Source organism: Companilactobacillus sp. HBUAS56275, assembly GCF_036913655.1.
GTDB lineage: Bacteria > Bacillota > Bacilli > Lactobacillales > Lactobacillaceae > Companilactobacillus > Companilactobacillus pullicola.
Window position 1 is genome coordinate 182034 of the sequence record NZ_JAYKKK010000004.1, and the last position, 20542, is coordinate 202575.

The 20542-nt window shown below is 37.0% G+C and carries 18 protein-coding genes and 1 riboswitch; of the genes, 4 read left to right on the forward strand and 14 right to left on the reverse strand.

Annotated elements, in window-relative coordinates; genetic code table 11:
* Positions 1-34 precede the first annotated feature (34 nt).
* Together guaA and coaA are read right to left on the reverse strand one after the other, a co-directional pair.
* The gene (gene guaA, locus U8526_RS09330; RefSeq protein WP_334341691.1) at positions 35-1585 is read right to left on the reverse strand and encodes a glutamine-hydrolyzing GMP synthase; all 1551 of its coding nucleotides are present in this window, start codon (positions 1583-1585) and stop codon (positions 35-37) included.
* Between the two features lie 73 nt (positions 1586-1658).
* The gene (coaA, locus tag U8526_RS09335) at positions 1659-2585 is read right to left on the reverse strand and encodes a type I pantothenate kinase (RefSeq protein ID WP_334341692.1); all 927 of its coding nucleotides are present in this window, start codon (positions 2583-2585) and stop codon (positions 1659-1661) included.
* Between the two features lie 92 nt (positions 2586-2677).
* On the opposite strand from coaA, the gene U8526_RS09340 reads away from it, so the two are divergent.
* On the forward strand, positions 2678-3259 hold the full coding sequence (locus U8526_RS09340) for an SGNH/GDSL hydrolase family protein (RefSeq protein WP_334341693.1): 582 nt from the start codon (positions 2678-2680) through the stop codon (positions 3257-3259).
* Positions 3260-3270: 11 nt separating this feature from the next.
* Positions 3271-3906, forward strand: a complete 636-nt coding sequence (locus tag U8526_RS09345; protein ID WP_334341694.1) for a GPP34 family phosphoprotein — start codon at positions 3271-3273, stop codon at positions 3904-3906.
* A gap of 154 nt (positions 3907-4060) precedes the next feature.
* Here U8526_RS09345 and U8526_RS09350 read toward each other — a convergent pair whose 3' ends face one another.
* Positions 4061-5059 (reverse strand): tRNA dihydrouridine synthase, encoded by a 999-nt coding sequence (locus tag U8526_RS09350; RefSeq protein WP_334341803.1) that lies wholly within the window; start codon positions 5057-5059, stop codon positions 4061-4063.
* A 179-nt stretch (positions 5060-5238) separates the two neighbouring features.
* On the opposite strand from U8526_RS09350, the gene U8526_RS09355 reads away from it, so the two are divergent.
* On the forward strand, positions 5239-5478 hold the full coding sequence (locus U8526_RS09355) for a hypothetical protein (RefSeq protein WP_334341695.1): 240 nt from the start codon (positions 5239-5241) through the stop codon (positions 5476-5478).
* 146 nt (positions 5479-5624) lie between these two features.
* Here the strand turns inward: U8526_RS09355 and U8526_RS09360 are convergent, their stop codons facing one another.
* Positions 5625-6125 (reverse strand): TetR family transcriptional regulator, encoded by a 501-nt coding sequence (locus tag U8526_RS09360; RefSeq protein WP_334341696.1) that lies wholly within the window; start codon positions 6123-6125, stop codon positions 5625-5627.
* 160 nt (positions 6126-6285) lie between these two features.
* Here U8526_RS09360 and U8526_RS09365 point away from each other — a divergent pair, with 160 nt between their 5' ends.
* Positions 6286-7194 (forward strand): SDR family oxidoreductase, encoded by a 909-nt coding sequence (locus U8526_RS09365; RefSeq protein ID WP_334341697.1) that lies wholly within the window; start codon positions 6286-6288, stop codon positions 7192-7194.
* 319 nt (positions 7195-7513) lie between these two features.
* On the opposite strand, the gene helD is transcribed toward U8526_RS09365, so the two are convergent.
* The 10 genes from helD to ftcD all read right to left on the reverse strand — a co-directional run bounded on the left by helD (position 7514) and on the right by ftcD (position 20119).
* Complete coding sequence (helD, locus tag U8526_RS09370) at positions 7514-9826, reverse strand: RNA polymerase recycling motor HelD (RefSeq protein WP_334341698.1); 2313 nt, start codon at positions 9824-9826, stop codon at positions 7514-7516.
* 168 nt (positions 9827-9994) lie between these two features.
* Complete coding sequence (locus U8526_RS09375; protein WP_334341699.1) at positions 9995-11281, reverse strand: bifunctional folylpolyglutamate synthase/dihydrofolate synthase; 1287 nt, start codon at positions 11279-11281, stop codon at positions 9995-9997.
* 15 nt (positions 11282-11296) lie between these two features.
* Positions 11297-11833: a folate family ECF transporter S component gene (locus U8526_RS09380; RefSeq protein ID WP_334341700.1), complete on the reverse strand. Its 537-nt coding sequence runs from the start codon at positions 11831-11833 to the stop codon at positions 11297-11299.
* Positions 11834-11860: 27 nt separating this feature from the next.
* Positions 11861-11957: riboswitch (THF riboswitch) on the reverse strand.
* Between the two features lie 40 nt (positions 11958-11997).
* The gene (locus U8526_RS09385; RefSeq protein WP_334341701.1) at positions 11998-12870 is read right to left on the reverse strand and encodes a YitT family protein; all 873 of its coding nucleotides are present in this window, start codon (positions 12868-12870) and stop codon (positions 11998-12000) included.
* Between the two features lie 426 nt (positions 12871-13296).
* On the reverse strand, positions 13297-14841 hold the full coding sequence (gene hutH / locus U8526_RS09390; RefSeq protein ID WP_334341702.1) for a histidine ammonia-lyase: 1545 nt from the start codon (positions 14839-14841) through the stop codon (positions 13297-13299).
* A gap of 30 nt (positions 14842-14871) precedes the next feature.
* Positions 14872-16212 (reverse strand): APC family permease, encoded by a 1341-nt coding sequence (locus U8526_RS09395; RefSeq protein ID WP_334341804.1) that lies wholly within the window; start codon positions 16210-16212, stop codon positions 14872-14874.
* 77 nt (positions 16213-16289) lie between these two features.
* A complete protein-coding gene (locus tag U8526_RS09400) occupies positions 16290-16928 on the reverse strand; it encodes a HutD family protein (protein WP_334341703.1) in 639 nt (212 codons plus the stop codon).
* Positions 16897-18567 (reverse strand): formate--tetrahydrofolate ligase, encoded by a 1671-nt coding sequence (locus U8526_RS09405; protein ID WP_334341704.1) that lies wholly within the window; start codon positions 18565-18567, stop codon positions 16897-16899. The genes U8526_RS09400 and U8526_RS09405 overlap by 32 nt, the downstream gene beginning before the upstream one ends.
* A 15-nt stretch (positions 18568-18582) precedes the next feature.
* Positions 18583-19209 (reverse strand): cyclodeaminase/cyclohydrolase family protein, encoded by a 627-nt coding sequence (locus tag U8526_RS09410; protein ID WP_334341705.1) that lies wholly within the window; start codon positions 19207-19209, stop codon positions 18583-18585.
* Positions 19210-19219: 10 nt separating this feature from the next.
* Entirely contained in the window at positions 19220-20119 is a 900-nt protein-coding gene (ftcD, locus tag U8526_RS09415) for a glutamate formimidoyltransferase (RefSeq protein ID WP_334341706.1), read from the reverse strand.
* Positions 20120-20542 lie beyond the last annotated feature (423 nt).

Consider the following 20542-nt stretch of genomic DNA (forward strand, 5'->3'; position numbering starts at 1 on the left):
TTATCAGAGATGCTCTTTTATTTTCTATGGAATCCTATTCCCACTCTATTGTTGCGGGCGGCTTAGAAGTAATATCATAAACTACACGGTTGACATGATCTACTTCGTTTACGATTCTAACTGAGATCTTTTGAAGTACATCCCAAGGAATCTTAGCGAAGTCAGCTGTCATACCATCAATAGATGTAACGGCACGAATTCCGATTGTGTAATCGTATGTTCTACCATCACCCATGACACCAACACTTCTGATACCTGGCAAGACTGTGAAGTATTGCCAAATCTTTTCATCTAGGCCATTCTTTGCGATTTCGTCACGAAGAACCCAGTCACTATCACGAACGATTTGTAACTTGTCTTCGGTAACTTCACCGATAACACGAATTCCAAGACCTGGGCCTGGGAATGGTTGACGCCATACTAATTCGTGTGGCATACCTAGTTTTTCACCTAATTCACGTGTTTCATCCTTGAACAATGTACGTAAAGGTTCGATCAACTTAAAGTGCATGTCCTCTGGAAGTCCACCAACGTTATGGTGAGATTTAATTGTTTGAGCAGTACTTGTACCACTTTCGATAACATCAGTATAAAGTGTACCTTGTGCTAAGAAGTCAATACCATCAAGCTTTTGAGCTTCATCGTTAAACACTTGGATAAACTCGTTACCGATAATCTTACGTTTCTTTTCTGGATCAGTTACGCCAGCTAGTTTGTCTAAGAAGCGTTTTTGAGCATCAACTTTGATGATGTTCAAACCAAACTTGCCTTCCAAACTGTCCATAACTTGATCGGCTTCATTCTTACGAAGAAGACCATGATCAACGAAGATACTTGTCAATTGTGTACCGATAGCTTTGTGTAGTAAAACACCAACAACAGAAGAATCAACACCACCGGATAAACCAAGAAGAACCTTCTTGTCACCAACAGTTTCACGAATCTTTTGAATTTGTTGTTCAATGAAATCATCCATTGACCAGTTAGCTTTTGCTTCACAAACGTCGAATGCAAAATGCTTCAAGATTTCTGAACCGAATTCAGTATTTCTAACTTCGGTATGGAATTGCACACCGTACATCTTACGTTCATCATCAGCGATTGATGAAATAGGTGCGTTCTTACTTGTAGCAACTACTTTAAAGCCTTTTGGAGCTTCTTTAACAAGGTCACCATGACTCATCCAAACGTATTGTTTTTCAGGTAAGTCTTTGAATAATACAGCATCTTTATCAGTAACTGTAATATCAGCGTGACCATATTCACGGTTACTTGCTGATTCGACTTTACCGCCAAGGTTATAAGACATCAATTGCATACCGTAACAAATACCAAGAATAGGAATACCTAACTTGTAAATGTCTTGGTCGATTGTAAAGGCACCCTTATCGTAGACACTATCAGGTCCACCAGAAAGGATAATACCTTTAGGATTGATTTCTTTAACTTCTGCAGCAGTAATAGTATTTGGTAGTAATTCAGAGTATATGCCAATATCTCTGATTCTACGAGTAATCAATTGATTGTATTGACTACCGTAGTCTAGAACAATGATGCTATCAGCATCTGGCCATTGCTTGCTCAAATCAATTTCCCCCACTTTTTTTATTTATTCTATTGTATACGAAAATTAGTTCCATGTCATATATTGTTAACGCTTAATATTTTCTAAGATAAATTTTGTCGATCTGATGATCCTCAGATTTGTGCAAAATAAGGTCAGCACGGTTCCTAGTTGGCTTGATATAATCGCGCAAATTAGGGTAATTGATCGTATTCCACACATTCTTTGCCATATCCATCGCTTCAGTTTCAGGAATCTGAGTGAATTGATAGTAATAACTGTTAGGATCATTTCTCGCCAAATCCAATAGCGTCTCAAAACGATTTAAGAACCATTCCTCAATATCATCGACTTCCGCATCAATATAAATTGAAAAATCAAAGAAATCACTGACATAGATTTGTTCGTTCTGAGGCAATTGTAGTACATTTATCCCTTCTACGATCAAAATATCTGGATTATCTAACTCCTCATATTTTCCTGGAATAATATCATAAATGTTATGTGAATATAAAGGATAACGTATTTTGCCGCCACGAGTTTTGACTTCACCCATGAAATCCAACAGCTTGGACATGTCATATGTCTCTGGAAATCCTTTTTTATTCATTAAATTGCGTTCTTTCAAAACTTTACTGGGATATAAGAAACCGTCAGTCGTCATCTGAGCCACATTATATTGTGGATATGAACGCTCCAACATAATTTTCAACAAACGAGCCGTTGTACTCTTACCTACAGCAACTGAACCGGAAACACCAATTACAAATGGAACTTTTCGAGGCTTACTATTCAAAAATTCATTTTTTAATTTGGTTAATTTGCGATAGTTCTTTAAGTAAATATGTAGTAAATGGCGAATTGGTGCGTACACCGAACGAACATCATCGATTGAAATTTCATCGTCTAAAGACTTGATCTTCCGCAATTCTCCATCAGTAATGGCTTGTTTCTTATACTCGCCATGAAAGTTTTCCCATTCTTTTCTTGAGAACTCATCATAGTTAGCTAAACTTTGCATATTGTTAAACCTACCTAATATAGTAATTAACTTTTATTTATTTTCTGGTATTCTAGTATAGTATAGAACTTTTTTAAAAAAGGAAATAATATATGAAGAGAATAGTATTATTTGGGGACTCAACCTTGATGGGTTTACGTGACGGTAAAGCTACCGATACATTGGCTAAGCGCATCCGCAAAGATTTTCAAGGCTATGAAGTTATTAATATGTCGATTGCCGACTACAAAACCAATAATGCTATGACACGAGTTGATCGCGTAAGAAAATTAAATCCTAGGATCGTTATTTTAGGATTTGGTATCAATGATATTTCAGTAGATGATGAAATTAAGCCTGGTAAATTTGCTGCTAACTTGATGAGTATGATTGATCTACTAGGAAATCAGAGGGTTATTCTACTTTCTCCACCATTCACCGATTGGCGCAAAGATCCAAAACGACCTTGGACTCGCCAACTACAATTTGAATTGGTGACGGAACATTTGAGTAAACAACTAGACGTATCGTATATCGATTTGTTGCACAATATGGCAAATAGCGCTAATCTGGACAGTTTGCTACAAGCCGACGGTTTGCACTTTACCAAACAAGGTTATAATCTTTTAGAAGACGAATTAATACCAGAAATTAAAGCCACACTGGCCAAACAAATTGAGTTAGTGTCGAATTGAAGGAGCACTTTATGGAGTTAAATATTCCTCAAAAATATTTTATTTTATCGTGTAATGAAAAAGGTAGTATCCGAATCTTTAAGAATACCAGACGTCGTGCCTATCTAGCTGAAAGCTCATTTTTTGATTTAGCTTTAAACGATATCATCGATCTAACTGACAACAGTGTCATCATTAACAAAGTTTTGCCTGACGACAAGAAGTACCTCAACGAGTTCTTCCAGATCATCAACAAGAACCAAGGTAAAAGTGTCACTCATGTTTTGAGAGCCATGGCTACAAATGAAAAAATCACACGAATCATTTACAACGAAATTGGTGACTCACTCGTCAACAAAGTCGATGTAACTAAAGCAGTTACGGGATTAGTTTTCAAAACAAATAACTATTTACCTAACCGCAGAGTGAAACGTGAATTAGTAGCTGATCTAAGAAAAGAAATTCTGACGGCGGATAAAATTTCTCCCGAAGCCTTTGCTTTATTAGCTACCCTCTATGGTAACCACGACTTGAAATTCTACTTCTCACAATTCGAACAGAAACAATTGAAAGATAAGATTGCTCTTTATCAAAAAGATCCAACTTATGACAAATTGTTTGAACTGTCGCAACGTTTGAATCGTGTCACACTAACCTTATTAAGTTAAACAAAACTGCTTTATTGATTAATATATGCAGCATAAACGCGGAGCATAACATAACTTTTTCCGCTTAAAACAAATAGGACCAGGTAATCAAAATACGATTACCTGGTCCTATTTGTTTTAATGCTCGAAAGCTGAACATGTTATGTCCCGCTCTCTAGTATTCGTTATTCTCAATTTTATCAATAACTTTACGTGCATCATCCGTTGTCTTTGTCTGCATCAAATCATTTCTAATTTCAGCGGCATGTTTCATTCCACGAACATAAATCTTGAAGAAACGTTGCAATGGTGCAAAATGACCCGGAATTCCTTTAGCCACAAATTCATCGTACAAATCGAGTTGGTAACGCAACAAATTCAAGAGTTCAGTACTTGAATGTTGTTGTGGCTCTTTTTCAAAGGCAAATGGATCAGAGAAAATTCCTCGTCCAATCATAATTCCATCCACACCAGGATGTTCTTGCGCTAGTTTGATTCCATCCTGATAATTCATGATGTCACCGTTGATTTGTAACAATGTATCTGGTGCAATTTCATCACGCATCTTAACTAGATCGTCGATCAATTCGTAGTGAGCTGGAACTTTACTCATTTCTTCTTTAGTTCTGACATGAACTGTTAAAACAGGAACTTGTTGTTCCAATAAGAAAGGAATCCATTTCTTATATTCTGAGATTTCACTGAAGCCTAAACGAGTTTTGACACTGACTGGCAATCCAGCTTCACGTGCACCCTCAATAACTTCTTTTGCAGTATCAAAATGACGAATTAAATCACTACCACTGTGATTCTTAATTACAGCAATATCAGGACAGCCAGTATTAATGTCGATAGCTTCATAACCTTGTTTTTTCACTTCTACGGCTGCTTTGGCGAAATCTTCACCAGAGTTACCCCAGAGTTGAACAATTGGTTTAGGATCCTCTTTAGGGTCAATATACAATCTCCCCTTAGTTGCTTCTTTAGCCAAAGGATGCGTGATGGCTAAAGCATTTGTAAATTCAGTATAAAAAACATCCGGAGCAGCGGCTTTTTCAACCACTCTTCTAAAGACTGATCCGGTTACAGCCTCCATTGGTGCCAAGCTGAAGAAAGGACGATTTTCCTTCTTAGCTTTCTCGGCAATGCGATTCCAGTAAGTTGACTGGGTCACTCTCTCACTTCCAATCAAAGTTTTCAATTACAATACTCTCAACTATACCTATTTCAAAAGGTCATGTGCAAGTTTTTACTCTGTTTTATCTGATAGTATTCTGCACAAAATCCTTGAGAATGTTATAATGTAAGCGTTAACAATTAAACTATTTATTTATATTTAAGGGGGAAAAAGCCATGGAAAATAAAGAAACAAATTCAGAAAGAATCACTAGACTAGTGATGACCTATATTTTTGTTTTCGTGGCAGTATTCCTAGGATTATTTGCACTTTACTTCCACTTCACAACTAATATGTCAGTTACATGGTTAGTACAACTATTATTTGTGGATCTATTGTTATTAATCTTAGCTATTTTAAAGCCATTATTCGATATTACTGTTGATTTCTTTAAGGATATTATTAAGAACAATTAGTAATCTTTTGGGCGACATTTGACTAAATATACCGTCTGCCACAACAAATATTAAAAGAACAGTATTTATCAAGTGTTCATGGTATGTAAATATACCTGAATTTCTTAATAAATACTGTTCTTTTTTATTTAAAAATTATTTTCAGATCACTTTTTTCCAGTTTTAAAGACTTGATCCAAATAGCGATAATCAACAAAGGGATTATACGGTTGATGAGTTCTTTCAATCCACAAATTAATAGCCTTAATGCGGCCGATAAAAAAGAAACGGTCCAATTCGGTTTTATCTGATTGATCTTCCATAACGGTATCAATGATAAATTGAAAAAATCCCGTCCGAAAATCAGCGTCATTACTTTGAAGTGACAACAAAGGCAATAACTCCCGATTATTAATTGTTGCTACAGTAGTAAAAGGATGATCAAAAAAGTCATCCATCTCAAAATTCGAATCAGTTCGTTGACTGTTCAAATACTGATTCAACAAGTCATACTTATCATTGAAATGAGTATAAAAAGTAGAACGATGAATCATCGCTTGTTCAGCAATCTCATTAATAGTGATTTTACTGAAAGATTCTTTAGTCAACAAATCCCTGAATCCTAAGTAAATTAATTTCTTGGTTCTTTCATTTTGTAAGTTAGCCAAAATTGTCGTCCTTTTCTACAATTAATCGACAGTGTCTATTATTACTACATCATCGAATTATTATACATGGTTTAATATTTCTACGGTGTTATATTATAAACACGTTCTAAGGATAAACCAATGAATTTTTAAATTAATTAGTAAAAAGGAAGTATTTTAAATGCGTGTATTTATGACTGGAGCCACAGGTTACATTGGGACATTAGTTGCCCAAGATCTGATCAATAATGGAATAGAAGTTTTAGGATTAACTCGATCACAAAGAAGTGCCGACAAACTAACCAAAATGGGTGGAGTTCCAGTAATGGGAACTTTAGAAGATATAGATACTTTGAAAACTTCAGCCCAAAACGCCGATGCTGTTTTACATTTAGGCTTCGTCAACGACTTTGAACATTTTGCTCAGGCTAGTCGTATTGATGCCCAAGCAATTGAAAGTTTTGGTGAAGTATTGAATGGAACTGATAGGCCTCTGATCGTAACCGCTGGAACGGCAGGACTTGATCCTAATCACGTTTTAACAGAAAAAGATACTGGTTTTGAGGGTGTAGAAAAAGTGATGCCTCGCCGCTCAGAATTTTTAGCCCGAGAATTAGTAGACCAAGGTATTAATGCCTATGTAGTCCGTTTAGCACCATCAGTTCACGGTAATGGTCGTTATGGAATCATTTCAATGATCATTGCCCAAGCACAAAAGACCGATAAAGTTCCTTATTTCGGTGATGGACAGAATCGTTGGAATGCAGTCAATTATCAAGATGCAGCCAAATTATTTGTTAAAGCCTTAGATTATGCTTTAAGTGACAACCATTCATTACATATCTTTAATGCAGTAGGTGAAGGCCAGACAAAGACCATTGAAATTGCAAAAGTTATCAGCCAAAAACTGAATTTACCATTAGAATCACAACCTAATATTGATTTTGATAGTCTATCCGATGAAGATGCATTCAATGTAAATAATCTCTTTGGTTTAGACATTCCAGCTGATAGTAAATTGACTCAAAAAGAACTTAATTGGCAACCTATTAATCTAAGTTTAATTGCCGATTTGGAAAAGAACTTATAAGATTAAGTAATAGAATATTGCCGTCAAAAAATAGCGTCTATTCTGAATTTCAATCCCTACTGAAAACGTAGAGACCAACATTCAAGAATAAACGCTATTTTAATTTCTAAGTTAAGTGAGATAAAGATAAAACACGTTATTCAGTCCGGAGCAACAAGAAAATTGGCTCAGCCATGAGATTTACCTTAGCGATTTATCGCTTAGGTAAAGGCCGAGCTTGAAGATCCATGAATTTGCACAGAGTGCAAATTTATTAGCTTCCAGTCGGCCCATGGCGTTCCAGCCAAATTTTCTTGTTGCGGAGGACGGCACCCTTCAGTTACTTCATCAATTGATAATACTTTTCAGGTACACGTTGAAGTAGTTGTGAAAAATCACCAATCGATGTAATGGTCAACTTGTGCATTGCACGTGAAGCAATTGTATAAACTAATTGTTGTTCGTCTTCAGAGAACTTATCCTTTGAAGCATCCCACATGATGACCGCATCGAATTCCAAACCTTTAGCCAAGAATGATGGTAAGACAATTGTTCCAGCTGCTAAACGTTGGTTTTCTGAGCGAATCAGTGTCGATTCAACACCGATTTCTTTGAGCTGCTTATGCAAGTTCTCAGCATCTTCCAAAGTTTTAGCAATAATCGCAGTCGTATAATTCTGCTTATCATTTTCAGCCAATTGTGTTTTAACATCTTGTAGTGAATCTTGCTCATTTTGGGCACAGTACATATTAGGCAAGTCCCCATCACGATTGAATGGTTCGATTTTTTGACCATTTGTCAAAATTGCCTTTGTAAAGTCCGTAATTTGTTTTGTCGAACGATATGAGTGAACCAATTGAACAACTCTTGTTTCGTCAGCATCAAATAATTTTTGAGCTTCAGAAAGCAGAGTTTGACTGTTCTTCTTTGTAAAGATCGACTGATTCAAATCCCCTAACATGGTATATCTAGCGCGTGGGAACTTGAATTTCATATAAGCCAACTGGAATGGTGTGTAATCTTGAATTTCATCCATAAAGACAAACTTCATATCAAGCTCACCATGACGACCAGTTACTAAGTCATATAAGTAAAGGTATGGGCTCAAATTGTTCATTGAAATTTGCTTATCAGTAAATGACTTAACAAATTTATCAACATAACCCTTCCATTGTTCTTTGGTAATATTCCACTTACTTAAATCAGTAATTTGTGGAACAGCTTTTAAGAAATTCAAATAGTTGGCTGCCACATTTAGGAATCTCAAACGTTTAATATTCTTATAAACACCCTGCAACATAGCAGTAACAATCTTACGAGCTAAGAATTTTGTCTCTTCATCGCCATTCTTGAATTCTTGATCAGCCGTACTATAGAGTGCTTGTAACTGTTCCTGACTCAAGTTCTCAATTCTTTCAGCGACCCACTTCGAACGCATCTCAGCACCGATCTTACGATGAAGTAATTTGATCAAACGGTCAACAGTCGCATCTAGTCGATTACCTAAATTATATTGAGGACCATAGCTGTAATAGATTTCTTGAATCTTTTCTTTAGAAATGAAAACTTTGCCTTGGAATTTGATATCCTTAAAGGCCATCCCACTTTGATCCAACAACTTACTGTAATTGGTCATGATATTGAAGAATTCAACGTCGGAAACAAATTTACTGATATTCTTATTTTCCGTATCAACAACCGTTTCGAATTGTTGTGCCAAACTTTCAACAGTCAGATTAGGCAAACGACGTGCCAAGAATTGTTTGTACGTCATTTGGACCATGTTTTGTTCACCCATTTCAGGCAAAACATCTTTAATATAGTCGTTGAAAAGTGAGTTTGGTGAGAACATGACTACTTGACTAGAAGTTAACGTTCCCCGGTATCTATATAGTAAGAACGCAATTCGTTGCAAAATAGCAGATGTTTTACCAGAACCGGCGGCACCTTGAACAAACAAGAGCTTCGACTTAGTATCACGAATGATCTTGTTTTGTTCCTTTTGAATTGTCTTAACAATCCCCTTCATATGAGTAGAAGATTTACCATCTAAGACTTCCAGCAACATTTGGTCACCGATAGTCTCTTGTGTATCAAAGTAAGCCCTGATCTTGCCATCTTCAACTAAAAATTGGCGCTTCAAAAAAAGATTAACTTCCTGTTCCCCATCTGGCGTCATATATGTGACTTTGCCCAACTTACCATCGTAGTAAATTGAGGAAATTGGCGCACGCCAATCGTAGACTAAGAAATGGTCGTTCTTATCGGTAAAAGAACTTAATCCAATATAAACAGTCTCTTTCTTAGGTTCACCTTTTTCTTGGAAATCAAGTCGAGCAAAGAAGGGATTCTTTTCCAACTTCTTCAAAATACCCAAACGTTGTTTGGATTGTTGCCAACTATTATTTCTTTCGTCCAACATCTGTTGTTGCTGATGAATGGAAAGTGCAGCATCCATAGAGATCGAGTCTCCATCCATGCCTAAATGAATGTCATCAAAAGCATTATTGATAACTTTTAAATCTTCTTCAGCAACTTCCATATGTTCACGGAGTTGGCTCTCAGACTTTTTAATCTTCTCAACCACATCATTTAAATGTGCCTGTTCAAGCTTTTTTTCGTCTAGTTCATTAACCATAGATTTATCTGTCATAATAACCTCTTAAATTAAAGTTATATAATGTTACCACTATTTTTAGGGTAATTCAAAAAAGAACTATTACTTTAATAATGGGATATTAGTGCTTACATTACAAATAAAAAATTTAATGATTTTACTCAAAAAAAACAGACAGTAAGCCGATTGCTTACTGTCTGTTTTTCATTTCAATAGATCTCTAACACCTGATACAAAGTAAAGTGAACCCGTAATGAAGAGCACATCGTCTGAACCCAGTTGTTGCATCTTTTCTCCAAGAGCCTTCTTCCAATCAGGTTCAATCGTTATCCTATCAGCTAAATCTTGATAATCAGCTAAGTGTAAGGCATTAGGATAGTCAAACGTTGTTAACGTTAAATCGACATTTTGTATAGTGAGCAGATCTTCCAACATCGAATCAATATTTTTCGTTGTAATGGCAGAAAATAAGATGTGAATATGAAAGTCCTGATACTCTGTTAAAATATTGTCCTTTAAACGTTTGATGGCATGCGGATTATGCGCTCCATCCATGATAACCAAAGGTTTTTGACTGATAACTTCCATTCTCGCTGGCCAACGTACCTTCAATAATGCTGTCTGAATCTCTTGGATACTTATTGAATAGTTATGTTTTTGACAATATAGATAGAATAATTCGATTGCTACGGCCGCATTCTCAACTTGTTGATGTCCGGTTAATGGAGTTTTTAAGTTTTTGAACTGTGCGTATTGGTTTTGAAAGTTGAACATCTCAAATTGATCCTTAAAGCCTAAGTAATCTGTTTTGTAATCTTTTTTCCAAACATAACTTGGTGCATTCTTTTTATTAGCCTCAGCCTGAATAACTTCTAGTCCTTCTTCCGGAATATTGCCACTGACAATTGGAACATTCTCTTTAATAATTCCAGCTTTTTGCCAGGCAATTTTAGCTATTGTATCCCCTAAAATATCCGTGTGATCTAATCCCACAGTGGTAATGGCTGCTAATTCAGGATGTACAACGTTGGTACTATCCAGCAAACCGCCAATTCCCGTCTCAATAATGGCAATATCCACGCGATTTTTGAAATAGTCGAAAGCCATTGCTGTTAAAATTTCAAACTGGGTGATGCCAGAATATTTTTCTGACTGATCCATTTGTTCAACTAAAGGTATGAATCTATTTGATAACTCTACAAAGTCATTTTCAGGAATCATTTGGCCGTCGATAGAAATTCTTTCATAGAAACTTTCGATATAAGGAGAGGTAAAAGTTCCGACAGTCAAATTCTTCTGTTCCAATAAGCAGCGCAGATACATCACAGTTGAACCCTTTCCATTTGTCCCAGCAATGTGAATACTACGAACCTCTTTTTCCGGATTATTGTCTAATCTCAACAATTCTTCAATTCTGATCAAACCGGGTCGACTTCCATGCTTCACACGCGAATCGATCCATGCAATTGCTTGTTTGCCCGTCGTAACCATTCCTAACTCCCCCTTTTATCTAGCAACGTAACGGTGGGCGATTGTCTTGAATGGAATTGCTTTACCGAAGAAAACAATTACCCCAGTTTGTACGACCAACATGATAGCTGCTTTAACCAAGCGGATGGCCCACAATTTTGGATCAGTAAACGGAATATTGTACATGATCGACAACCATAGTGGTGTCAAGAAAAGGCTGATGATAACAGTGTTTAGTAGCACGCAGATAAAGGCACTCTTCAAAGTTATTTCCTTCTTGTAGAAGAACTTACCGTACAACCACCCAGAAATAAATGAGTTAAGTGTAAAGCCGATAAAGAATGTTCCCTTACCTAGTAAAGTTCCGCCAATGATATCAGCCACGGCGGCACAAATTCCAGTCCAAAATGGTCCAAATAAACTTGCTAAAACAACTTGCGGTATAAAATCAAAGGTTATTTTGATCAATTGTGTTTCAAAACCAAATACCTGCGATAACACAACCATCAAAGCAACTAATAATCCCATTGTTGAAATTGAGTAAACACTAATCTTCTTATCCACTTCGAGCATCTCCTTTTAGAGCTGCTACACATTATATGCAGCGAATGCGAAAACGAAACCGTGGATAAAGTTCCCTTCGTCCAAAAGCAACATCCCATCTTTTGACACTTGACGCTTCATTTTCTACTCTGATATTTTATTTGTATTTGTGACATCCTCATTTAAAGAGGTTTTTAAACAATATCTTTTTCCTTAAATTCACTTAAAATCATGATGTCTTGCGATACACTGACGAAAGCCTTGGGATCAACTTTTTTCATAATTTCATCGAGAATTTCCATTTCATAAAACGTAATTACGGTAATTAATACTGTCTGCGTAGCATTCTTATATGCTCCATAGGCTTGTGGTAAAACGGTAATTCCTCGTGTCAGTTCTTTTTGTAAAGCCGTGATAACTTCTTCTGGTTTTTGCGTGATCACCATTACTTGTACCTTGCGATGTTTAACATAAACCAAATCAGTCACTTTTCCACTAACAAAAATTGATACTAGACTGTAAAAAGCATATGGCCAACCGAAAAGGAATCCAGCGGCAAGAATAATCATGCCGTTTAGAACCATCGATATCAGGCCAACTGTTTGGCCGGTCCATTGCCGCAAAGTAACGACTAAAGCATCCATTCCACCAGTAGAAATTCCATGCTTCAAAGCCAATCCTAAAGAGTAGCCGTTGATAACACCACCAAAGATGGCACAAATGATTGGGTCCTTGATCAATACCATGTTGGGCACTACTGATGTAGCAATTGAGGCAAAAGTTACAGCAATGACAGTGAAAATAACGAACTTATGACTGATCTTGAACCAGGCCAACAGAATCATTGGAATATTTAATAAATAATAAATGATTGAGAAAGGTAGATTGATCGTCTCTGCTTTGTCAATTAAGGTAACAATGATCTGCGAAATACCTGTCAATCCACCAGCATAAATATGTCCTGGTTGCCAAAAGAAATTCAGCGCTACGGAGTACAAAAGTGCATATATCAGACATACCGTCAGTTTGGTAACAATGTCTTGCCATACACTTTGCTTTTGCAACATCGTGCTCACCTCTTAATTACCTATCGTTGCTTGCCGTCCTCCGCAAAAATTGGAATGCTGTTGGAACGCTATGGGCGCGATTTGGAACTAATCATTTTACACTTCGTGCAAAATAATGGATTTCCAAAGTCGGCCTCATTGTAACCGGCAAAGCCGGTTACAATGATTTCATAGCTGAACGCATTCCAATTTTTGCTCCGGACTAATGTCCTATTCTATTTTTTATTCTTCAAAACATTGAATGGTAAAAACAATCCTTACTAAGAAACTTAGATACATTCATAGATTCTATTCAATTACATAAAATTAAAAACTTTCCAAATACTGCAATTTTAGTGAACATCAATAGAAACAGAATATAGTTGGTGACAGAAATCTTCGGACGACGGGCATACTTAACACCACATTAGTTGATATTAATCACAACTAATCAAATTGAATATCCAAATCAACAACATCTTCTACAGCTGCGAGTAACTTACCGTCTGTTAATGTTTCTGAAGCTTTGTTTAATTCATCATAGATTTCAATATCTTTATCATTTTCGATGAAATCAACGGCTTTTCTGAATACTTCATAAGCAGGTCTTGTACCTTTACCTAATCCACCTGTGCGGTCGCTTAGATCAAGTGCTTGGCAAGCTGCCATAATTTCTGTTGCAACTATACGTTGTGAGTTCTTAACGATATCTCTAGCTGTTCTTGCAGCTGTTGTTCCCATACTTACGAAATCTTCTTGGTTTTCACATGATGGAATTGAGTCAACACTGGCTGGATGTGCCAAAATCTTGTTTTCTGATGCTAATGAAGCACATGCATATTGTGTAATCATGAATCCTGAGTTTAAGCCTGGATACTTAACTAAGAATGATGGCAACTTACTTAATTGTGTATTTACCAAGCGTTCAACACGTCTTTCGGATACATTACCAATTTCTGAAGCGGCGATTCCTAAGAAATCAAATGGTTGTGCCATTGGCTCACCGTGGAAATTACCACCTGAAATTACTTTGCCGTCACGTGTAACGATTGGGTTATCAGTAACAGAATTGATTTCAATTTCAACTTTCTTCTTTACATAAGCAATCGTATCTTTACTTGCTCCATGAATTTGTGGAATACAACGAAGAGTATATGGATCTTGAACGTGATCTGGTGTTGCTTCTCCAACTAATGTACTGCCATCAACCAAACGACGAATGTTTCTGGCTGTTGCTAATTGACCACTTTGGGGACGAATTGTATGAAGATTTTCTTCAAATGGGCTGGAGATTCCTTGATGAACTTCTAGTGATAAAGCTCCGGCAATATCTGATAACTTGAGCAATTCAATTGAGTCGTAAGTTGTCAAAGCACCGATGGCTGTTAGAACGGTGGTTCCGTTAATAAAAGCTAAACCTTCTTTAGCACTTAAACGAATCACTTCTAGTCCTGCACGTTCCATTGCTTCTTTTCCTGGTAGCAATTCGCCTTGATAATAAGCTTTACCTAAACCTAGTAGTGGTAGAACCATGTGTGCTAATGGAGCCAAATCTCCAGAAGCACCTAATGAACCTTTTTCAGGAATAAATGGATGTACGCCCGCGTTTAGCATTCCCATCAAGGATTTTACAGTACTTAAACGAATTCCTGAATAACCTTTAACTAATGAATTAACACGAATCAACATGATGGCACGAACGATATCTTCTGAAAGTGGATCGCCGTAACCTGATGAGTGAGTTCTGATTAAGTTTTCTTGTAACTGTTCAGTGTCTTCTTGCGAAATACTTACATTACAGAGTGAACCGAAACCTGTGTTAACACCATAAACAACACGTTTTTCCTTAACAATATTGTCGATGATCTTACGAGATTCATTAACTGCTTCTTCAGCTTCTGGAGCAATTGTCACTTTGACATTATCTCTAGCTACTGCCACAACATCATCCAAAGTTAAACTGTTCCCATCTAGTACAATAATATCTGCCATTTTTAGTTCCCCCATTAATAATATTTTTTATTAATCTTCTGAAATATCAACATCATCATCTTCGCGTTGACGACCACGATTCATAATGAAGTACAAACCACTAGCGACAATAACACCAATCACACCGGCAACTAGGTTAATTGGGTTAGCTGCTGCAACCATCCAAATACTTACGACGATTGAAATAACTGGTATAACTGGTCCGAATGGTAATTTAAAGGCTGGTTCAGTATTCATACCTTTTTTACGTAAGAAGATAACAGCTAAAGCTGTTGGAATATACTGGAAGAATCTAAAGACAACACTCAATTCTGCCAATTGTTCGAATGATCCACTCAAAAGAAAGGCAACAGTTACTAAACCTGAGAAAATAATTGCGACGATTGGAGCACCTTTTTTATTCTTCTTACCGATAATTTTAGGAAGTAATCCTTCATCGGAAATGGAAGCACCGTAACGAGGAATCATCATTGAATCCCCCATGTTTAATCCGGCAATTGAGATCAAGGCCCCGATAGAGATGATCCATTTACCAGCAGGTCCAATCATCTTGAAGAATGCGTCTTGAACAGGAGCGTTACTTTGTAAAATTCCTGTTCCTAACATGGCAATTGTTCCGGCGATAATCATAAAATATAAGAAGGAAACGACACTGATTGAGCCAATAATAGCTTTTGGTACGTTTTTCTTAGGATTTCTCATTTCACCAGCAACGATTGGTAAGGCTTCAAATCCAATAAAAGCATAGAAAACAGTTAGAGATGTTGAAGCCATCGCTTTTGAAAGCGACATATCTGGATTTAATTGTAAGAACGGTGTGAAATTCCCTGCATTAAAGCCATGTTTGATAAAGAAAATTCCAAATAATGTGAACGCTACGATTGGAATCAATTTAGCGATAGTAATCGTAATCGTGAATATCTTTGAAGTCTTAATACCAGTACTGTTAATAATTGATAAGAATAAAACTAATAAGATACTGATCAATGTGTTTCTTCCCTCTAACGATGGGAATGTTTGAATCAACAACTTGGCAAATCCAGCGGCCATGGCGGCCCAAGCTACGATGGTAACGAACCATCCTAAGATACCAACGTTGAATCCAACAAAATTACCAAAAGCTGCTTTCGAATATTGGAAAGCTCCACCATTTTTAGAGAAATAGCAGGAAACTTCGGCGAAGCAGACTGCTAACATCAAAACGAGCAACACGTCAACAATCATGGCCAAAAGTGAAGCTGGACCTAAATCCTTATAAATTGTTCTTGGGAGTAGGAAAATTCCGGAACCAATTACAGCGTTAATACCGTAAAGAGTAGCTCCACCAAGACTAAATTTATCTTTTTCTAATTCCATCCCTGCATCTTCCATTTCGGAAGCGGTTACATCTGACGTACCGAGATTTTTTTCTTCAGCATTCATTTATATGCACCTCTTTTTTTGAGAACTCATGTGATAGTTTTTCTATTTTTGTCAATTAATACTAATAGTGCCAATACTTCTGATGAATTTTTTTCATCGCTAGAAATAGTCAGCTTTGATTTCTGTTTGACTGAATTAACTATTAAAGTTTCATTTGCATGAAGTTCTTTTTGAAGAGATTCTACTGGATCAGAATATTTAAAAGTGCAGTCAGTTAAGAAATAACAAACAATATCTATTCCCTTATCCATCTCGAAAGTTTGTTGATGACGGACTGGAATAATTTCTCCATGAAAATTACGGCGATAAATTAAATTAAAATCGGTACATCTGCCGTAACTGTTAGTTATTTCCCCACCATCAAATGCATGTTGTTGATAAGGTACTAAATTAACGCGCTGCGTTGTATGTTCCAAAGCTAACTCTCCATGCAAAGGCAAAATGATTCTTTTATACCCTGGCAGAGAGGTAAACCTAGTTTGATCCTGTTCGACTGTGGCACTTGAAACACGATAATCGAAATCGTTAGTTAAATATTTGCTGGTCTGTGGACGCATATAGAGTTCTTTAGTTTTGCCACCACTCCAGTTCGACACTTGATAATCATTTTCTGTTAATGTGGTCAAATTAACACTAGAAGAGACCTGTGATATTTCCTTGCGCATCGACGTCAATTCTTTCTGCAGCTGGTGATTTTGGCAATCCTGGCATTGTCATAACAGCTCCTGTCAGAGCAACAATGAATCCAGCACCAGCTGAAACTTTGAGTTCACTGATGGTAATTGGGAAGTCCTTTGGAGCGCCAAGCAATTTTGCATTATCAGAGAATGAGTATTGTGTCTTAGCCATACAAATTGGGTAATTTGCAAATCCTAAATCTGTTAGTTGTTTCAATTGTTTCTTAGCTTTAGGAGTGAATTCAACTCCTGTTCCGCCATAAACTTTTTGAACGATCTTATTCATTTTTTCTTCGATTGAATCTTCATCGTCGTAAACGAATTGGAAATTGTTTGGTTTGTCAGCTAATTCAACAACCATATCAGCCAACTCTTTACCACCGTCGCCACCTTTAGCCCAAACGTCACATAGAGAAACGTCTACGCCTAATTTTTGACAAGCTTGTTTGATAGCATCAATTTCGGCATCTGTATCAGTTGGGAACTTGTTGATAGCTACAACTGCAGGTAGACCATAAACATTTTGAATATTTGAAAGATGTTTCTCTAAGTTTGGTAGTCCTTTTATTACAGCATCAACATTTTCAGGTCCTAATTCTTTCTTATCAACGCCACCATGCATCTTCAAAGCACGTACTGTTGCCACTAAAACCACAGCGTCAGGTCTTAGTCCGGATAGACGACACTTGATATCGATGAATTTTTCAGCTCCTAGATCAGCACCAAAACCAGCTTCTGTAACTGCATAGTCAGCGTGTGTCAAAGCTAGTTTAGTTGCTAAGATACTGTTACATCCATGAGCAATATTAGCGAAAGGTCCACCGTGAATGAATGCTGGTGTATGTGCCAAAGTTTGAACGATATTTGGATGAATAGCGTCTTTAAGCAACGCGGTCATTGCACCTTCGGCCTTCAAATCACCGGCTGTAACTGGTTCATTATCTTCGTTATAACCTACGATAATCTTGCGTAATTTATCCTTTAACTCCGTAATATTATTGGCTAAACAAAGAATTGCCATTACTTCAGAAGCAACTGTGATGTCATAACCATCTTCTCTAGGAACACCGTTAACACGGCCCTGAAGTCCATCAACGATGTGACGTAATTGACGATCGTTCATATCAACAACACGTTTCCAAGTAATGCGACGAGTATCGATTCTTAAAGCATTTCCTTGATGAATATGGTTATCTAACATGGCTGCCAAAAGATTATTAGCTGCGCCGATAGCATGGAAATCACCTGTGAAATGTAAGTTGATATCTTCCATTGGTACAACTTGGGCATGACCACCGCCGGCAGCTCCACCTTTAACACCGAAAACCGGTCCTAACGATGGTTCACGAACAGCAATTGCGGCCTTTTTACCTTGTTTAGCTAAAGCATCAACCAATCCAACAGAAACAGTTGTTTTACCTTCACCAGCTGGAGTTGGGGTAATGGCCGTAACTAAAATCAGCTTACCTTTAGGTGCTTTTTCTAATTCTTCATCATCAATTGTGATTTTTGCCTTGTAGTCGCCATAAAGTGAGAGGTTTTTGCGTTCAATTCCAATCTTTTTAGCGACGTCTTCGATTGGTTCCATCTTTACTTGATTTGCTATTTCGATATCTGATAAAGCCATGTTTATTCCCCTTTTCTAGATAGTTTTTAGAATTTCGTTATAAATGTCATCTGCTAATTGCGAACCTTCTTGTAATAAAGCCGTCCCTTTTTCCTTATATTCAGCAATGAAATCTTGATTCTTAATGCTTGATAAGTTAATTAGAACGTTCAACCATGACCCTTGTAGTCCTGATTTAAGATTTAAAGCAGCAACGCCAAGATCACTGGCTGCATTAGTATTTGATTTGCCAACGATTTTTTCTGTAACTCTTAAAGCTTCCACACAAGTCTCCATCATTTCATATGGTGAAACAGCGGCTCCTTGCAAAGCTTTTTGAAGAGCTTCAGAACGTTTTGCTTTCTCTTCTGGTGTATCTTTTGGCATTGAAAAGACTGCGGAAACAACGTTAAAAGCTTCTGTATCTTTATCAATGTCCTCTAACAATTCTTGTTGCAATGCTTGTGCTTTTTGTTGAGTTTCTTGCACGAGATCCTCATAGTCAGCGTATTTCTTTTTGCCGATAGTCAATTCTGTAACCATTTTGGTTAATGATATTCCCATCGATCCAGCTAGAGCAGAAGCTGACCCGCCGCCTGGTGCCGGTTCGTCTGAACCGAGGACATTCATAAACTCATTTACCTTCATGTCTGTCAGTTTCATCTTGTTCTCCTTAGCCTAATAAGTGATTTTCTAGAACTTGTTTTTGATAATCGAAATCTTCAACTTGGAGATAATACTCAGCACAATCTACCAAGGCCTTAGCTGGTGTTAAACCGATAACTTCACTACCGATAACATTTACACCATATCTCTTAGCTTCAAATTTGATTGTTTCGAAAGTTCTGTAAAGTGGTGTACCTTCAAAATTGACCATGTTCATGGAGACTTGAGCGATGTTGCGGTCTTCAAGCATGATACCGATACCCTTACAATACTTGTAACCACCACTTGAACCACGGATGATCTTAGCAATCTTTTTGGCGATAGCAACATCGTCTGTATCCAAATTAACGTTGAATGCTACTAATGGCATACGTGCACCAACTGCTGTAACTCCGGCTGTTGGATGTATTTGTCTTTCACCATAATCAGGTGCCCAATCTTTTTCTTGAAGTTTTTCAGGCATACCTTCGAATTGACCTTTTCTAACTTTGGCAAGATTCTTACGCATTGGATTAGATGCTGAATCTTCATATAAGAAAATTGGAATATGCAATTCATCATTGATTCTCTTAGCAACTTTTTTAGAAATTTCTACACATTCTTCCACGCTGACATCTTTGATAGGAACGAATGGAACAACGTCGGTTGCACCCATACGTGGATGTTCGCCGTGATGTTGAGTCATATCAATATGTTCACTAGCATACTTAACTAATTGGAAAGCAACTTCTTGGATACCGTCCTCATCTCCAACCAAAGTGAAAACACTACGGTTGTGATTCTTGTCAGATGAATAATCAAACAAGTTAACGCCTGGTACACTTTTAGCAACTTTGACTAAACCATCAATTACTTCTTGGTTTTGTCCCTCACTAAAATTTGGAATACATTCGATCAATTTTGCCATTTCAAACACCTCGTATTTTTATTCTTTATTTAAAAAAACATGGTGAAAAAACATAGCTCCAGAATCAATTAAATGGACTCTAACCTAAAAAGATACCCGGTGAAATATTTTTCACAGCGGCAGCAGCAAGCATCTAGTTAGCGCTTTCATTTTTTCGTAATCAGCTTATCATCTGACTCCATACCCGTCAATCCCTTGTGCGACAAGAGAAACAGCAATTCTAATAAATCGATTTTTTAAACGTCAAAATGAAAACTTGTGAAGTCACTTGCGAAAAAAATGACCGTCTTAATTTTTTGACACAAATTTGACTATAACCTTTATAATTAAAATGACTTTGGAAACGGATTCACAATGTTTTGATTGAGGGACTTGCTTTAACAGTGATTCACTTATTTTTCTCCAAATCTCTTTAATATCAGT

Coding starts and splice junctions, on each gene's coding strand:
- U8526_RS09365 (WP_334341697.1), top strand. CDS start 6,286: ATGCGTGTATTTATGACTGGAGCCACAGGTTACATTGGGACATTAGTT.
- ftcD (WP_334341706.1), bottom strand. CDS start 20,119: ATGGCAAAATTGATCGAATGTATTCCAAATTTTAGTGAGGGACAAAAC.
- U8526_RS09410 (WP_334341705.1), bottom strand. CDS start 19,209: ATGAAACTGACAGACATGAAGGTAAATGAGTTTATGAATGTCCTCGGT.
- U8526_RS09380 (WP_334341700.1), bottom strand. CDS start 11,833: ATGCTCGAAGTGGATAAGAAGATTAGTGTTTACTCAATTTCAACAATG.
- U8526_RS09340 (WP_334341693.1), top strand. CDS start 2,678: ATGAAGAGAATAGTATTATTTGGGGACTCAACCTTGATGGGTTTACGT.
- U8526_RS09385 (WP_334341701.1), bottom strand. CDS start 12,870: ATGTTGCAAAAGCAAAGTGTATGGCAAGACATTGTTACCAAACTGACG.
- U8526_RS09355 (WP_334341695.1), top strand. CDS start 5,239: ATGGAAAATAAAGAAACAAATTCAGAAAGAATCACTAGACTAGTGATG.
- U8526_RS09395 (WP_334341804.1), bottom strand. CDS start 16,212: ATGGAAGATGCAGGGATGGAATTAGAAAAAGATAAATTTAGTCTTGGT.
- U8526_RS09375 (WP_334341699.1), bottom strand. CDS start 11,281: ATGGTTACGACGGGCAAACAAGCAATTGCATGGATCGATTCGCGTGTG.
- helD (WP_334341698.1), bottom strand. CDS start 9,826: ATGACAGATAAATCTATGGTTAATGAACTAGACGAAAAAAAGCTTGAA.
- coaA (WP_334341692.1), bottom strand. CDS start 2,585: ATGCAAAGTTTAGCTAACTATGATGAGTTCTCAAGAAAAGAATGGGAA.
- U8526_RS09400 (WP_334341703.1), bottom strand. CDS start 16,928: ATGCGCAAGGAAATATCACAGGTCTCTTCTAGTGTTAATTTGACCACA.
- U8526_RS09405 (WP_334341704.1), bottom strand. CDS start 18,567: ATGGCTTTATCAGATATCGAAATAGCAAATCAAGTAAAGATGGAACCA.
- U8526_RS09345 (WP_334341694.1), top strand. CDS start 3,271: ATGGAGTTAAATATTCCTCAAAAATATTTTATTTTATCGTGTAATGAA.
- hutH (WP_334341702.1), bottom strand. CDS start 14,841: ATGGCAGATATTATTGTACTAGATGGGAACAGTTTAACTTTGGATGAT.